A 14,965-nucleotide genomic window follows, 5' to 3' on the forward strand; every position below is an offset into this window, starting at 1 on the left:
CACCCGCCCTCCCACCACGCCCCACGCCGCCCGCTAGCGGGCCCGCCGACGCCCGGTGCTGTCTTCGTCCCCGGCCGGGCGTCGGCTTTTTTGTTCCACCGGTGTACCGGCGCGGCCGGGCACCCCTCGATACACACTCGTCGAGCGCCGCAGCACCCAAGCAGGCGCACGGCATCGAAGCACACAGCATCACAGAGCGGAGCGACCCATGGCGGGGCAGACCAAGCCGTCGGCCATCGACGACATCCTGGCCGAATACGCGGGTCTGGAACAGCAATTGTCCGACCCGGCGCTGCACAACGATCCGTCGATTGCGCGCAGGGTAGGGAAGCGGTTCGCCGAGCTCGCCCCGGTCATGGCCACGTACACCAAGCTGACGGCCGCGCGCGACGACCTCGGAGCCGCCCGTGAACTGGCCGCCGACGACTCCGCCTTCGCCGACGAGGTGAACAAGCTCGAAGAGCAGGTCGCCGAACTCGACCGCACGCTCACCGATCTCCTCGCGCCCCGCGATCCGCACGACGGGGACGACGTGGTGCTCGAAGTGAAGTCGGGGGAGGGCGGCGAGGAGTCCGCCCTGTTCGCGGCCGATCTCGCGCGCATGTACACCCGCAACGCCGAGAACTCCGGCTGGCGTGTGGAAGTCCTCGGCGCGACCTATTCGGATCTCGGTGGCTACAAGGACGTCACCCTGTCCATCAAGTCGAAGACCGACGTCCGGGACGGCGTATGGTCGCGGCTCAAGTTCGAGGGTGGGGTGCACCGGGTGCAGCGCGTCCCGGTGACCGAATCGCAGGGCCGCGTGCACACCTCCGCGGCCGGCGTCTTCGTCTATCCCGAACCCGACGAGGTGGAAGAGGTGCAGATCGACGAGGGCGATCTGCGCATCGACGTGTACCGCTCGTCCGGCAAGGGTGGGCAGGGCGTCAATACGACCGACTCCGCCGTCCGGATCACCCACCTGCCGACGGGGATCGTCGTCACGTGTCAGAACGAGCGGTCGCAGTTGCAGAACAAGGCCCGTGCGATGCAGGTTCTCGCCGCGCGTCTGCAGGCCGCAGCCGAAGAAGCAGCGGACGCGGAGGCCTCGGCGGGCCGTGCGAGCCAGGTGCGCACCGTCGACCGCTCCGAGCGCATCCGGACCTACAACTACCCCGAGAACCGCATCACCGACCACCGCATCGGCTACAAGGCGCACAATCTCGACGCTGTGCTCGACGGAGACATGGATGCGCTTCTCGACGCGCTCGCGGCCGCCGACCGGCAGGCCCGGCTCGCCGCCGAATAAGCGCGTGCCCCGCCGCGTCGGTGGCGAGTCCCCTGTGCGAGGTATGCGTGGGGGACCTCGTGGCATCGGAGCGGCCGTGGGCATGGCACGCTGTACTGCGTGAGTCGTCAACCCCTGCGCCTGGCCATCATCGAAGCAGCGTCGGTGCTCGAGGAAGCGGGTGTCGCGAGCCCGCGTGTCGACGCCGAACTGCTTGCCGCGCACCTGCTCGGAATCGAGCGAGGCCGGCTCGGGCTCGTGCCCCTCGTCGATTCGGCCATGATCGAGGCCTACCGCGCGATGGTGGACCAGCGCGCCAAGCGCATTCCCCTCCAATACATCCTCGGCACGTCGCCGATGGGCGAGATCGACCTCGCCGTCGGGCCCGGCGTGTTCGTGCCCCGGCCCGAGACGGAACTGCTTCTCGGTTGGGCGCTGGCATTTCTCGAACGCCACGGACGCCGCAATCCCGTCGTGCTCGATCTGTGTACGGGATCGGGCGCGCTCGCGCTCGCCATTGCCCATGCCCGGCCGGATGCCGTCGTGCACGCTGTCGAACTCGAGCCGCGGGCGCTCGCCTGGGCGCGGCAGAACGCCGAGACCCGTGCGAACGACGGCGACACGCCGATCGTGCTGCACCAGGGTGACGTGACCGACCGCACCTTGCTCGCCGCGCTCGAGGGCGCTGTCGACATCGTGGTGTCCAACCCGCCGTACATCCCCGAGGGAACCGCCCTCGAGCCCGAAGTCGCCGAGCACGACCCGCATTCTGCGTTGTTCGGCGGCCCGGACGGGCTGTCCGTCATCAAACCGATGATCTCGAACATCGCGCGCTGGTTGCGAATCGGGGGAGCGGCGGCGGTGGAACACGACGACACCAACGGCATGCTCGTCGCCGAGCTGTTCGCGCAGCGCCGCGTCTTCGACGACGTCGTCGAGCATTACGACCTGGCGGGCAAGCCCCGATTCGTGGTCGCGCACCGGGTGCCGACCGACGTCGAAGCGAGTCGTGCGGCAGTCCGTTCCTCGGCTGGTGGTTAGCCCGGGCGCCGAGCCCCGCGACGGAATACTCGAGCGCTAGTGGAAGGATGAGTGCGTGAGCACCGTGTACGACTGCAACAAACCAGATTCGCGCGCCGCAGGATTGAACGCGGCGCGGGGCGCGCTCAAGGCAGGACGCCTCGTCGTCGTGCCCACCGACACGGTGTACGGCCTCGCAGCCGACGCATTCGACAGTTCCGCTGTCTCCGCGCTGCTGAGGGCGAAGGGACGCGGACGGGACATGCCGGTGCCCATCCTCGTTGGATCGTGGACGACGATCGACGGCCTCGTCAGCACCGTGCGCCCCGAAGCGCGCGAACTCATCCGTGCGTTCTGGCCCGGCGGCCTCAGCCTGGTGGTGCATCAGGCACCGTCGCTCGCGTGGGATCTCGGCGACACCCGCGGAACGGTGATGCTGCGCATGCCCCTGCACCCGGTGATCCTCGAGTTGCTGCGCGAGGTCGGACCGCTCGCAGTGTCGAGCGCCAACATTTCCGGTCGCCCGCCCGCCACCGACGCCGGTCAGGCGCGTGAACAGCTCGGGGAATCCGTCGGGGTGTATCTCGACGGTGGACCGGCCGAACACGGCGTCGCGTCGACGATCGTCGATCTCACCGGTGACCGCCCCCGGATCCTGCGCGAAGGCGCGGTGTCGGCCGAGGACGTCGCCGAGGTGCTCGGCGATGATCCCGAACGCCTGCGCTCCGGCGGGGAGTAGCGGGCGGAGGAACGGAGCACGTGACTTCAGCCGACTCGGTCGTACTGCTCGCGCAGGCGGGACGTGGCGCGGGCGTACCCATCAGGGAACTGCTTCTGGTGCTTCTCACCTCTGCGGTGGTGACCTTTCTCGCCACCGGTGTAGTCCGGATCCTGGCGATCAAGTTCGGTGCGGTGGCGATCCCTCGCGATCGTGACGTGCACGTCACTCCGACGCCGCGTCTGGGCGGGGTCGGGATGTACATCGGACTCGTGGCGGGCATCGTCTTCGCACAGCATCTGCCGGCGTTGACCAGAGGTTTCGAGTACACCACCGAGATGGGTGCCGCGCTGGTGGCGGCGTCGATCATCGTGCTCGTGGGCATCATCGACGACCGGTGGGGACTCGACGCCCTCACCAAGTTCGTGGGGCAGGTGACCGCTGCCGGGGTACTGGTGGTGATGGGCGTGAGCTGGATCGTGATCTACGACCCCTTCAGCGGTTCCACGCTCGTGCTCGACCAGCTGCAAGGGGGACTCATCACGGTCGCGGTAGCCGCCGTGATGATCAACGCGATGAACTTCGTCGACGGCCTCGACGGTCTCGCGGCCGGTCTCGGACTGATCGCCGCGGTGGCGATCTGTGTGTTCTCGGTGGGACTGTTGCTCGATCAGGGCGGAGACGTCTCGGCGTATCCGCCGGCGCTGATCGCGGCCGCGCTGGCGGGGGCGTGCCTGGGGTTCCTGCCGTTCAATTTCCAGCCCGCGAAGATCTTCATGGGGGACTCGGGCTCGATGTTGATCGGCCTGATGCTCGCGGCCATCTCGACCAGCGCGTCGGGCCGAATTCCCCTCAGTGCCTACGGCTCCCGCGACCTTCTCGGTCTCCTGTCGCCGCTCATCCTGATCGGCGCTGTCATGTTCATCCCGATTCTCGACCTGCTCCTCGCGATCGTCCGGCGCACGCGCGCCGGCGTGAGCCCGTTCAGCCCGGACAAGATGCACCTGCATCACCGGCTGCTGCAGATCGGCCATTCGCACCGGCGGGTGGTGCTGCTCCTCTACTTGTGGGTCGGAGTCCTGGCCTTCGGAGCCGTGGGTTCGTCGCTGCTCGACCGCAGGGTGGTCGTGCTGATGACCGCCGCCGGCCTGTTGTTCGCGCTCGTGGTGACCGCCGTCCCATCGCTGCGGCATCACGACGGCGACGGGGATGCATCGCCGAAGCGCTTCCGCCGGGTCCGTTAGGCTCGATTACTGTGACCTCCCCGGATCTTCCCGAACCCGAACACTCCCTGCCCACCCTGCCGGACGCGTCGGCACCCATGCGCGCGGCCGTCCGGTACGGCGTACTCGGACTGCTCGCGCTGGCCGTCGTGGCGTCGATCGTGTCCGTGCTCGTCGCGGGAACGCCCGGCCTGTGGGGAGCGCTGATCGGTGCGGCCGTCGGTGGCGGGTTCATCCTGTTCACCGCGCTCGGCGTGCTGCTGACCGCGAAACTCCCGGCGATGACCGCGGGCGCGGTACTGCTCGGAACGTGGCTACTCAAGCTGATCCTCGCCATCGTGGTGATGGCGACGCTCGATCCGCTGGACTTCTACAACCGGAACGCGCTCGTCCTGACGATCGTGCTGGCGTTGGTGATCGTGCTCGGTGCGGAAACGTACGGCGTGGTGTCCCAGCGCGCGCTCTACGTCGATCCGGAGCCGTCGGCCGGCAGCGGAAACGACGATCAGTAGTAGATACGTGTGTCAATTACCCGCGGGTAGGGTACCCACCTACGCACTGTCGTAGAGCAGTTGGTAGTGTGGTTTTCACGAAGGTGACACTGCACGCGAGGGCCCTGGGCCGAGCACGCGGTTGTGACTTCATAGGCGGTCGTGTTCAATGACCGCCGAGTCGACGAGAGTCGCCGACACCGGCAGGACGCGGAACCGCTTCGGCGGTTCGGAACACTGGCGAATACGCGAGCCGACCTGGTCGACTTGTTGGATCGTCAATGTCCGATCGAACCGCAGACGGCAATGCCTGCGGCCGACTACGGGAGAGAGCGCTGAGCGTCACCACCTTGGCAGCCGGAGAATTCCACGCGCCGTCACTTGCTGATTTTTTCCCACCGCCAATCCTCTTCGAGGGCACCCCCTTCGAGATGGATCGACTGATGCTTATCCGCGTCGTCGTTGCACTGCTCGTCGCAGTCTTCTTCTTCTTCGCCATGCGGAGTCCGAAGATCGTGCCGCGAGGCGTGCAGAACGTCGCCGAGATCATGCTCGACTTTGTTCGTATCCACATTGCCGAGGACATCCTCGGCAAAGAGCAGGGGCGCCGGTTCCTGCCGGTGATCGTCACCATCTTCTTCTTGGTGGTCGGGCTCAACCTGACCTCGATCATCCCCTTCCTCAACATCTCGTCGAATGCGCGAATCGGCATGCCGATCGTCCTTGCTGCGCTCGCCTACATCGTCTTCAACTACGTAGGCATCAAGAAGTACGGATTCTTCCGCTACGTCAAGAGCAGCATCGTCATTCCGAACCTGCCGCCGGCTCTTCACCTTCTGGTGATCCCGATCGAGTTCGTCTCGACATTCCTGCTGCGGCCGTTCACCCTCACCATTCGTCTCATGGCGAACATGCTGGCCGGACATATCATGCTGGTGCTGTTCTTCAGCGCCACGCAGTTCTTCTTCTTCGACTCCGACGGCATCATGAGGTTCTTCGGTATCGGTTCGCTCATCGGCGGAGTCGCGTTCACCTTCTTCGAGCTTCTGGTGATCGTCCTGCAGGCCTACATTTTCGCGCTGCTCACAGCGGTGTACATCGATCTGGCGCTGCACGCCGAAGAGCATTAGCTCCCCGAACTGCACGACCTACATCTCTACACACAGACTGACTCGGTCGCCGATCCCCGGGGCCGGGCCACAAGAAAGGGAATGGAACACCAATGAGCGTTGCGCTTCAGGCAGCAGACGTCCTCGCCCAGTCGGAGACCACCATCAGTGGACTCGGTGCGGTCGGCTACGGCCTCGCTGCGATCGGCCCCGGCATCGGCATCGGCATCGTCGTCGGTAAGGCGATCGAGGGCATGGCTCGTCAGCCCGAGATGGCCGGTCAGCTGCGTACCACCATGTTCCTCGGTATCGCATTCACCGAGGCACTGGCGCTGATCGGTATCGTCGCCGGCTTCATCTTCTGATTCGACGACAACCATGGCTGACAGCATCCTGATTCTCGCGGCAGCGGAGGGGGAGACACCCAATCCCCTGCTGCCCGCGACATACGACATCGTTTGGTCGCTCGTCGCCCTGATCATCGTCGGCATCGTCTTCTGGAAGTTCGTACTTCCGATGTTCCAGAAGGTTCTCGACGAGCGTTCGGAGCTGATCGAAGGCGGCATCAAGAAGGCAGAGGAAGCTCAGGCAGAGGCTGCGGCCGCGCTCGAGCAGTATCGTGCCCAGCTCGCCGAAGCCCGTACCGAGGCGGCGCAGATCCGTGAAGAGGCCCGTACGCAGGGCCAGCAGATCATCGCCGACATGAAGGCACAGGCTCAGGAAGAGAGCGACCGCATCGTCGCTGCAGGTCACAACCAGCTGCAGGCCCAGCGCCAGCAGATCGTGGCCGAACTGCGCACCGATCTCGGACGTAGCTCGGTGGATCTCGCCGAGAAGATCATCGGCGAGACACTCGCCGACGATGTGAAGCGTGCCGGCTCGATCGATCGATTCCTCGACGAACTCGACTCCCTCAGCGCTGACTCTGCATCCGGAAAGTGAGCACCATGTACGCAGCAAGCCGTGAGGCACTCGCTCATACGCGTTCCGCGTTGCAGTCCGCCCTGGGCTCGGGTGCCGCGACTGCCGCTGCGGCTCAGGCCGGTTCCGAACTGTTCTCGGTGGTCGAGGCGCTCGACAACCAGCGGGCTCTCCGGAGCGCGCTGGCAGACGCCTCGGCCCCGGTCGCCGTTCGGGTGACGCTGGCCGAGCAGGTCTTCGGGGGGAAGGTTTCGGCCTCGACCCTCGCGACCGTCAAAGCCGCGGCGGGGCAGGACTGGTCGGCACAGTCCGACCTGACCAACTCTCTCGTCCAGCTCGGTCGTGAGGCGTTGCTCAAGGCGGCAGCGGAGCAGAACCAGCTCGACACCGTCGAGGACGAGCTTTTCCGCCTCGGACGCATCGTGGCCGGTAACCCGGACCTCGAGCGGACACTTTCCGACCGCAGCACCACGGTTACGGCCAAGCGGGAGCTGCTGTCGCGTCTGCTCTACGGCAAGGTGACCGCGATCACCGAAGCGTTGGCGGTTCATGCCGTCGGTCGGCTCCGCAAGCCGCCGGCCGAGACGCTCGACGAACTGTCGGCGCTCGCCGCAACACAGCGCGATCGTGCCGTTGCGCACGTCCGAAGCGCGGCACCCCTCGATGCGACGCAGGAAGAGCGGCTCGCCGCTACCCTGGGCCGTATCTACGGGAAGCCTGTGACGGTGCACGTCGAGGTCGATCCCGAGCTTCTCAGTGGATTGGTCGTCCGGGTGGGCGACGAGGTCATCGACGGCAGTGCTGCGGGTCGACTCGCGGCAGTGCGCAAGAGCCTCACGTAGTCCACTTCCGAACACACACATAGATCTTTCCGAAGACCTGATACCGAGAGCAGGAAGAACATGGCGGAGCTGACGATCTCCTCCGACGAGATCCGTAGCGCGATTGACAATTACACCGCGAGCTACTCCCCGGAGGCCTCCCGCGAAGAGGTCGGCGTGGTCGTCGACACCAGTGACGGCATCGCGCACATCAGCGGCCTCCCGTCGGCGATGTCCAACGAGCTGCTGGAATTCCCCGGCGGCGTTCTGGGCGTGGCCCTCAACCTCGAAGCCACCGAAATCGGTGCCGTGATCCTGGGTGACTTCCAGTCCATCCAGGAAGGCCAGGAAGTAAAGCGGACCGGCGACGTTCTGTCCGTCCCGGTCAGCGACAACTTCCTCGGACGCGTCGTGAACCCGCTCGGTCAGCCGATCGACGGCCTCGGCGACATCGAAGCCGACGAGACCCGTGCGCTCGAGCTGCAGGCCGCTTCCGTGCTGGAGCGCCAGCCGGTCGAGGAGCCGCTCCAGACGGGCATCAAGGCCATCGACGCGATGACCCCGATCGGGCGTGGCCAGCGCCAGCTCGTGATCGGCGACCGCAAGACCGGCAAGACCGCGGTCTGCATCGACGCGATCCTGAACCAGAAGGCCAACTGGGAGTCCGGCGACGCGTCGAAGCAGGTGCGCTGCATCTACGTCGCGATCGGCCAGAAGGGCTCCACCATCGCGGGCGTCAAGCAGGCCCTCGAGGAGAACGGCGCGATGGAGTACACCACCATCGTCGCAGCTCCGGCCTCCGACTCCGCCGGCTTCAAGTGGCTCGCCCCGTACACCGGTTCGGCCCTCGGCCAGCACTGGATGTACCAGGGCAAGCACGTCCTCATCGTGTTCGACGATCTGACCAAGCAGGCCGAGGCATACCGTGCCATCTCGCTGCTGCTGCGTCGCCCGCCGGGACGTGAGGCATACCCCGGTGACGTCTTCTACCTGCACTCGCGTCTGCTGGAGCGTTCGGCCAAGCTGTCCGACGCGCTCGGTGGCGGCTCGCTGACGGCTCTGCCGATCATCGAGACCAAGGCGAACGACGTCTCGGCGTACATCCCGACCAACGTCATCTCCATCACCGACGGTCAGGTCTTCCTCGAGTCGGACCTCTTCAACAAGGGCGTCCGTCCCGCGATCAACGTCGGTATCTCGGTCTCCCGAGTCGGTGGCGCCGCACAGACCAAGGGCATGAAGAAGGTCTCCGGCTCCCTGCGTCTGGAACTTGCTCAGTACCGCGAGCTCGAGGCATTCGCGACCTTCGCTTCCGATCTCGATGCCGCGTCGAAGGCGCAGCTCGAGCGCGGACAGCGGCTCGTCGAGCTCCTCAAGCAGGATCAGTACTCGCCGATCGCCGTCGAGGACCAGATCATCTCGATCTACCTTGCCGGTGAGGGTGTCTTCGACTCCGTTCCCGTCGGCGACGTCCGTCGTTTCGAGACCGAGCTTCTCGAGGATCTGCATCGCAACGCTTCGGGCGTCTACGAGCAGATCGCCGGTGGCAAGGCCCTGACCGACGAGTCGATCGAGGCACTGACCGCCGCGACCGCCAAGTTCAAGGAGGGCTTCCTCGCCTCCGACGGCAGCCGCGTCGTGAACGAGGCCGAAGCAGAGGCTCTCGGCGCCGACGAAGTGGCGCAGGAGCAGGTCTCCGTCAAGCGCACCTCCGTTCGCAAGTGAACGGGGCGGCCATGACCCAGCGTCCAGTGAAGGGAGTGTGATCGACGAATGGCGAACTTGCGTGAGCTGCGCTCGCGGATCAAGTCGGTCAACTCGACCAAGAAGATCACCAAGGCGCAGGAACTGATCGCGACGTCGCGTATCACGAAGGCTCAGGCCCGAGTGGCGGCATCGAAGCCCTACGCCGAGGAGATCACCAAGGTCCTCTCGGAGTTGGCCAGCGCGTCCTCGTCGCTGGATCACCCCCTGCTCAACGAGCGCGAGAACCCGAAGCGTGCGGCAGTGCTGGTCGTGACCAGCGACCGCGGTATGGCCGGTGGTTACAACTCCAACGTCTTGAAGGAGGCGGAGGAGCTGCGCCAGCTGCTCGTCAGCGAGGGCAAAGAGCCCGTGCTGTACGTGCTGGGCGGTAAGGGCCTGTCGTTCTACACCTTCCGTGAGCGTCCCGTCGCGGGTGCCTGGACAGGCTTCTCGCAGGAACCCCGTTACACGGATGCTGCGAAGGCGAGCCGGCACCTGGTCGAGCTGTTCATGGCCGGATCCGGTTCCGAGGTGCCTGCACCCAACGGCGAAGGCACCATCGAGGGCGTCGACGAGCTGCACATCGTCTACACCCGGTTCGTGTCCATGCTGACCCAGATCCCCGAGGTGCGTCGTATGGCGCCGCTCGAGGTGAGTGTCACCGAGGACGAGATCGAACTGGGTTCGGACATGCTGAGCGACGGTCATCGTGTATCCGAGGGACCCACGGCCGACTACAACTTCGAGCCCGAGGCGTCGACGCTTCTGTCCGCGCTTCTGCCGAAGTACGTCAGCACGCGGATCTTTGCGTCGCTGCTGGAGGCCGCAGCCTCCGAGTCGGCTGCCCGTCGTACCGCGATGAAGGCCGCGACGGACAATGCCACGGATCTGGTGAACACCCTCAGCCGTCAGGCGAATCAGGCCCGCCAGGCCCAGATCACCCAGGAAATCAGCGAGATCGTCGGCGGTGCCGGTGCGCTCGCCTCGAGTGCAGGAAGTGACTGAACCACAATGACCGCAGCAGTTACCGACAAAAACGCCGGTGCGGCGTCGGCCCTTGCCGGGCGCGTCGTCCGCGTCATCGGCGCCGTCGTCGACGTGGAGTTCCCGCGTGGCGCCGTACCCGAACTGTTCAACGCCCTGCACGCAGAGGTCACTCTGCCGTCCGTGGCGAAGACCCTGACCCTCGAGGTCGCGCAGCACCTGGGTGACAACCTGGTCCGCACGATCTCGATGCAGCCCACCGACGGTCTGGTGCGCGGCACCTCCGTCACCGACACCGGTCGCCCGATCTCCGTGCCGGTCGGCGATGTCGTGAAGGGCCACGTCTTCAACGCCCTGGGCGACTGCCTCGATGCACCCGGAACGGGTCGCGACGGCGAGCAGTGGGGCATCCACCGCAAGCCCCCGGCCTTCGACCAGCTCGAGGGCAAGACCGAAATCCTCGAGACCGGCATCAAGGTCATCGACCTGCTCACCCCGTACGTCAAGGGCGGCAAGATCGGTCTGTTCGGTGGTGCCGGTGTCGGCAAGACCGTTCTGATCCAGGAGATGATCACCCGTATCGCGCGTGAGTTCTCCGGTACGTCGGTGTTCGCCGGCGTCGGCGAGCGCACCCGTGAGGGCACCGACCTCCACCTCGAGATGGAAGAGATGGGCGTCCTCCAGGACACCGCCCTTGTCTTCGGCCAGATGGACGAGCCGCCGGGCACGCGTATGCGCGTCGCCCTGTCCGCACTGACCATGGCGGAGTACTTCCGCGATGTGCAGGGCCAGGACGTGCTGCTCTTCATCGACAACATCTTCCGGTTCACCCAGGCCGGTTCCGAGGTGTCGACCCTTCTCGGTCGTATGCCTTCGGCCGTGGGTTACCAGCCGACGCTGGCCGACGAGATGGGTGAGCTCCAGGAGCGCATCACCTCGACGCGTGGTCGCTCGATCACCTCGCTGCAGGCGATCTACGTTCCCGCCGACGACTACACCGACCCGGCGCCGGCCACCACGTTCGCGCACCTCGATGCGACCACCGAGCTCTCGCGTCCGATTTCGCAGATGGGTATCTACCCCGCTGTGGACCCGCTGACGTCGACCTCGCGCATCCTCGAGCCCGGCATCGTCGGCGCGGATCACTTCCGTGTCGCCAACGAGGTCAAGCGGATCCTTCAGAAGTACAAGGAACTGCAGGACATCATCGCCATCCTCGGTATGGACGAGCTTTCCGAAGAGGACAAGGTCACGGTCAACCGTGCCCGTCGTCTCCAGAAGTTCCTCGGCCAGAACTTCATCGTTGCCGAGAAGTTCACGGGTCAGCCCGGTTCGGTCGTGCCGCTCAGCGACACGATCGAGGCGTTCGACCGCGTCTGCAAGGGCGAGTTCGACCACCTTCCGGAGCAGGCCTTCAACAGCTGCGGTGGACTCGACGATGTCGAGGCCGCGGCCAAGAAGATCTCCGGAAAGTAGGCCGGCGTGGCTGAGATGCGCGTAGACATCGTTGCCGTCGAGGAACGTGTCTGGTCGGGAGAGGCGACTCTCGTCACCGCCCAGACCACCGAAGGCGAAATCGGCGTCATGCCCGGACACGAGCCGGTCCTCGGCCAGCTCGTCGAGGGCGGTGTCGTGTCGGTCAAGACCGCCGACGGGGAGCGTATCGTCATGGCAGTCGACGGCGGATTCCTCTCGGTGACCGCCACGACCGTGACGGTTCTTGCCGAAGCGGCCGTTCTTGCCGAAGACATCGACGTCGAGGCAGCGAAGTCGACCCTGGCCGAAAGTCAGGACGAGGCGGCAGTCGCAGCGGCCAAGGGCCGCCTGCGGGCCGTCGAACGGGCCTGATCGTCGGATACACAACGAAGAGCCGCGACGGAGCCGACAAGCAGTGTCACTCGGAATGATTGTTCTCATCATCCTTGTGGTTCTGCTTGCGGTTGCCGTCGCGGCTCTCGTTTATCGTGCCTTCTCCCTTCGGGGAGGGGGCACTGCCGCGATTCTGAGGGTTCTCCCGCGCAGTGACTGCGCCGGATGGCGCCACGGGATCATTCGTTACGGCGACGAGACGCTCGCCTTCTACAAGCTCTCGAGTCTGCGTCCCGGGCCGGATACGCGGATTTCCCGCCAGGGCATCGAGGTGCGTTCGCGCCGGCACGCCACGGCAGCGGAGACGGACATCATGACCGAGGACATCGTGATCCTCGAGATCGTCGACGGCGACGGATCCTACGAGATCGCTCTGGACAGCGGCGCGAAGACGGCGTTCCTGTCCTGGGTGGAGTCCAGGCCGTCGGGACGCTCGCAGCGCCGCCGTCCCTACTAGATCGACCTACCTACGCGCCCGCTCCGGGCTTCCACAGGACGTCGCCCTCCGGATTGGTGACCCTGCTGAGGATGAACAACAGATCCGACAGACGGTTGAGGTACTTCGCCGGCAAGACTGTCGTGGTCTCGGGTGCGGCGTCCACCGCAGCCCATGCCGAACGTTCCGCCCGGCGCGCCACCGTGCGAGTGGTGTGCAGCAGCGCCGCGGCCGGGGTTCCGCCCGGAAGAATGAACGAATCGAGCGGTCCCAGCTCTTCGTTGAATTCGTCGCACCACGCCTCGAGCCGGTCGATGTACGGCTCGGTGATGCGCAGCGGCGGGTACTTCGGGTTCTCCGCGATCGGCGTCGACAGATCGGCGCCCGCATCGAACAGGTCGTTCTGGATCTGCTGCAGCACGGGAACGAGCCGCTCGGGGACGGAACCGAGTGCGAGCACCACCCCGATCGCCGCGTTCGTCTCGTCGCAATCGGCGTAGGCGATCAATCGCGGGTCGTTCTTCGATACCCGGGAAAAATCACTGAGGCCCGTCGTACCGTCGTCTCCGGTACGGGTATAGATCCTGGTGAGATGCACTGCCATGGCCGCCACGGTACCGGTTCCGCTGTAGAGACAGACACGACGTTAGGCTGTGTCGCTGTGAGTGAACGCTTTCTTGTCACCGGGGGAAACCGGCTCGTTGGTGATGTCGTCGTCGGTGGTGCCAAGAACAGCGTGCTCAAGCTGATGGCTGCCGCGCTTCTCGCCGAGGGCACCACGACGATTACGAACTGTCCAGACATCCTCGACGTGCCCTTGATGGCGGAGGTCCTGCGGGGTCTCGGCTGCGAGGTCGAACTCGACGGAGACGAAGTACGGATCACGACCCCCGCGCAGCCGTCGTACCACGCGGACTTCGCCGCGGTGAAGCAGTTCCGTGCCTCCGTATGTGTCCTCGGACCCTTGGTCGCGAGATGCCGCCGCGCGGTGGTCGCCCTGCCGGGCGGAGACGCGATCGGCTCCCGCCCTCTCGACATGCACCAGTCCGGTCTCCGTCTGCTGGGGGCGCACAGCACCATCGAGCACGGCTGCGTCGTTGCCGAGGCGGACGAACTGCACGGCGCGACGATCCGGCTGGCCTTCCCATCGGTGGGTGCCACCGAGAACATCCTCATGGCTGCTGTCCTCGCAAAGGGCGACACCACTATCGACAATGCCGCGCGTGAACCGGAGATCGTGGACCTGTGCACCATGCTCGTCCAGATGGGTGCCCGGATCACGGGCGCCGGGAGCACGACTCTTCGGATCTCCGGCGTTCCTGCCCTCTCGCCCACGAGTCATCGCTGCATCGGTGACCGCATCGTGGCGGCGACGTGGGGGATCGCGGCGGCGATGACGCGCGGGGATCTGACCGTGCGCGGAGTCAATCCCAAGCACCTCGCACTCGTGCTCGACAAGCTGCGGGGAGCCGGCGCCGAAGTGGCTCCGCTCGTGGACGGGTTCCGCGTGGTCCAGAGGGAGCGTCCGCGGGCGGTCAACTTCGCGACACTTCCGTACCCCGGTTTCCCTACCGATCTTCAGCCGATGGCCATCGGGCTCGCGGCGGTGGCGGACGGCACGTCGATGATCACCGAAAACGTCTTCGAGGCGCGGTTCCGCTTCGTGGAGGAGATGGTGCGTCTGGGCGCCGACGCGCGGACGGACGGACACCATGCGGTGATCCGCGGCGTGGAGGAACTGTCGAGTGCTCCGGTATGGGCGTCGGATATCCGTGCAGGGGCCGGACTGGTGCTTGCCGGGCTGTGCGCAGACGGGGTGACCGAAGTGCACGACGTCTACCACATCGATCGCGGCTACCCGAGGTTCGTGGAAATCATCCAGGAGCTGGGCGGCAACATCGAGCGGGTCGGGGCCGGCGAGCCCACTCTCCTGCGCGGATGAGGCCCGGGGTGGCATGTGTGCGGCGTCACGATTGAAGATCCCGGTCCGCGGGGTAGACGCTAGGCCCGTTCACCTGGGGTTTCCTTCCCCGAATAGCTGCTGACCAGGGGATTTGCAGGGCAGTTCATCGTCGCGTAACTTAGTCCAAGTCAGAGCGACACGGACACCGACCCGGACCTGAGGGACTGGGAAAACGAGGTTGGACGAAGGCGCCTGCACGTTTACACGACACACAATCTTCTGGTAAGGTTGGTGTTCGCCCCAGGGAGCCGATGAGGAACCCGGTGGGACAACAAACCCCGGATCGAACAAGTTGAGAAACTTGCAAGTGATGGTGTGTGCGTGTTCTTTGAGAACTCAACAGTGTGCCGATGAATGTCAGTGCCAATTATTTGGTGCGATCATCCGCTTTTGTGGA

At 65.6% G+C, this 14,965-nt stretch carries 16 protein-coding genes; 15 read left to right on the forward strand and 1 reads right to left on the reverse strand.

What is annotated here, in order from left to right:
- Positions 1-208 precede the first annotated feature (208 nt).
- From prfA to TVH25_RS17195, 14 genes are all read left to right on the forward strand, one after another.
- Entirely contained in the window at positions 209-1,288 is a 1,080-nt protein-coding gene (prfA, locus tag TVH25_RS17130; RefSeq protein ID WP_169622498.1) for a peptide chain release factor 1, read from the forward strand.
- Between the two features lie 99 nt (positions 1,289-1,387).
- Complete coding sequence (gene prmC, locus TVH25_RS17135) at positions 1,388-2,308, forward strand: peptide chain release factor N(5)-glutamine methyltransferase (protein WP_169622499.1); 921 nt, start codon at positions 1,388-1,390, stop codon at positions 2,306-2,308.
- A 55-nt stretch (positions 2,309-2,363) separates the two neighbouring features.
- Complete coding sequence (locus TVH25_RS17140) at positions 2,364-3,026, forward strand: L-threonylcarbamoyladenylate synthase (protein WP_169622500.1); 663 nt, start codon at positions 2,364-2,366, stop codon at positions 3,024-3,026.
- A 20-nt stretch (positions 3,027-3,046) separates the two neighbouring features.
- Positions 3,047-4,249 carry a glycosyltransferase family 4 protein gene (locus tag TVH25_RS17145; protein WP_422424953.1) on the forward strand — a complete coding sequence of 401 codons (1,203 nt, stop codon included), beginning with the start codon at positions 3,047-3,049 and terminating at the stop codon, positions 4,247-4,249.
- 11 nt (positions 4,250-4,260) lie between these two features.
- Positions 4,261-4,740: a hypothetical protein gene (locus TVH25_RS17150; RefSeq protein WP_169622502.1), complete on the forward strand. Its 480-nt coding sequence runs from the start codon at positions 4,261-4,263 to the stop codon at positions 4,738-4,740.
- A gap of 260 nt (positions 4,741-5,000) precedes the next feature.
- Positions 5,001-5,849, forward strand: coding sequence for a F0F1 ATP synthase subunit A (gene atpB, locus TVH25_RS17155; protein ID WP_174555795.1), 849 nt, complete (start codon positions 5,001-5,003; stop codon positions 5,847-5,849).
- Positions 5,850-5,941: 92 nt separating this feature from the next.
- Positions 5,942-6,193, forward strand: coding sequence for an ATP synthase F0 subunit C (locus tag TVH25_RS17160; protein ID WP_072700316.1), 252 nt, complete (start codon positions 5,942-5,944; stop codon positions 6,191-6,193).
- Positions 6,194-6,206: 13 nt separating this feature from the next.
- On the forward strand, positions 6,207-6,770 hold the full coding sequence (locus tag TVH25_RS17165) for a F0F1 ATP synthase subunit B (protein WP_169622503.1): 564 nt from the start codon (positions 6,207-6,209) through the stop codon (positions 6,768-6,770).
- Positions 6,771-6,775: 5 nt separating this feature from the next.
- Positions 6,776-7,591, forward strand: a complete 816-nt coding sequence (locus tag TVH25_RS17170) for a F0F1 ATP synthase subunit delta (RefSeq protein ID WP_169622504.1) — start codon at positions 6,776-6,778, stop codon at positions 7,589-7,591.
- Positions 7,592-7,651: 60 nt separating this feature from the next.
- Positions 7,652-9,295, forward strand: a complete 1,644-nt coding sequence (gene atpA, locus TVH25_RS17175; RefSeq protein WP_169622505.1) for a F0F1 ATP synthase subunit alpha — start codon at positions 7,652-7,654, stop codon at positions 9,293-9,295.
- Positions 9,296-9,343: 48 nt separating this feature from the next.
- Positions 9,344-10,321, forward strand: coding sequence for a F0F1 ATP synthase subunit gamma (locus TVH25_RS17180; protein WP_169622506.1), 978 nt, complete (start codon positions 9,344-9,346; stop codon positions 10,319-10,321).
- A 6-nt stretch (positions 10,322-10,327) separates the two neighbouring features.
- A complete protein-coding gene (gene atpD / locus TVH25_RS17185) occupies positions 10,328-11,776 on the forward strand; it encodes a F0F1 ATP synthase subunit beta (protein ID WP_072700323.1) in 1,449 nt (482 codons plus the stop codon).
- Positions 11,777-11,782: 6 nt separating this feature from the next.
- Entirely contained in the window at positions 11,783-12,148 is a 366-nt protein-coding gene (locus TVH25_RS17190; RefSeq protein ID WP_296550078.1) for a F0F1 ATP synthase subunit epsilon, read from the forward strand.
- A 55-nt stretch (positions 12,149-12,203) separates the two neighbouring features.
- Entirely contained in the window at positions 12,204-12,626 is a 423-nt protein-coding gene (locus tag TVH25_RS17195; RefSeq protein WP_169622507.1) for a DUF2550 domain-containing protein, read from the forward strand.
- Positions 12,627-12,636: 10 nt separating this feature from the next.
- Here the strand turns inward: TVH25_RS17195 and TVH25_RS17200 are convergent, their stop codons facing one another.
- Positions 12,637-13,209, reverse strand: coding sequence for a cob(I)yrinic acid a,c-diamide adenosyltransferase (locus TVH25_RS17200; RefSeq protein ID WP_422424955.1), 573 nt, complete (start codon positions 13,207-13,209; stop codon positions 12,637-12,639).
- Positions 13,210-13,266: 57 nt separating this feature from the next.
- Between TVH25_RS17200 and murA the strand changes: the two genes are divergently transcribed.
- On the forward strand, positions 13,267-14,547 hold the full coding sequence (gene murA / locus TVH25_RS17205) for a UDP-N-acetylglucosamine 1-carboxyvinyltransferase (protein ID WP_169622509.1): 1,281 nt from the start codon (positions 13,267-13,269) through the stop codon (positions 14,545-14,547).
- The last annotated feature ends 418 nt before the right edge of the window (positions 14,548-14,965 follow it).

Source organism: Rhodococcus sp. 7Tela_A2 (genome assembly GCF_049311045.1).
Classification (GTDB): Bacteria; Actinomycetota; Actinomycetes; order Mycobacteriales; family Mycobacteriaceae; genus Rhodococcus.

Bases quoted from the DNA above. Each gene is read 5' to 3' on its own strand.
- TVH25_RS17160 (WP_072700316.1), top strand. From the start codon at position 5,942: ATGAGCGTTGCGCTTCAGGCAGCAGACGTCCTCGCCCAGTCGGAGACC.
- TVH25_RS17165 (WP_169622503.1), top strand. From the start codon at position 6,207: ATGGCTGACAGCATCCTGATTCTCGCGGCAGCGGAGGGGGAGACACCC.
- atpD (WP_072700323.1), top strand. From the start codon at position 10,328: ATGACCGCAGCAGTTACCGACAAAAACGCCGGTGCGGCGTCGGCCCTT.
- atpA (WP_169622505.1), top strand. From the start codon at position 7,652: ATGGCGGAGCTGACGATCTCCTCCGACGAGATCCGTAGCGCGATTGAC.
- TVH25_RS17170 (WP_169622504.1), top strand. From the start codon at position 6,776: ATGTACGCAGCAAGCCGTGAGGCACTCGCTCATACGCGTTCCGCGTTG.
- TVH25_RS17180 (WP_169622506.1), top strand. From the start codon at position 9,344: ATGGCGAACTTGCGTGAGCTGCGCTCGCGGATCAAGTCGGTCAACTCG.
- TVH25_RS17200 (WP_422424955.1), bottom strand. From the start codon at position 13,209: ATGGCAGTGCATCTCACCAGGATCTATACCCGTACCGGAGACGACGGT.
- prfA (WP_169622498.1), top strand. From the start codon at position 209: ATGGCGGGGCAGACCAAGCCGTCGGCCATCGACGACATCCTGGCCGAA.
- atpB (WP_174555795.1), top strand. From the start codon at position 5,001: ATGTCCGATCGAACCGCAGACGGCAATGCCTGCGGCCGACTACGGGAG.
- TVH25_RS17195 (WP_169622507.1), top strand. From the start codon at position 12,204: ATGATTGTTCTCATCATCCTTGTGGTTCTGCTTGCGGTTGCCGTCGCG.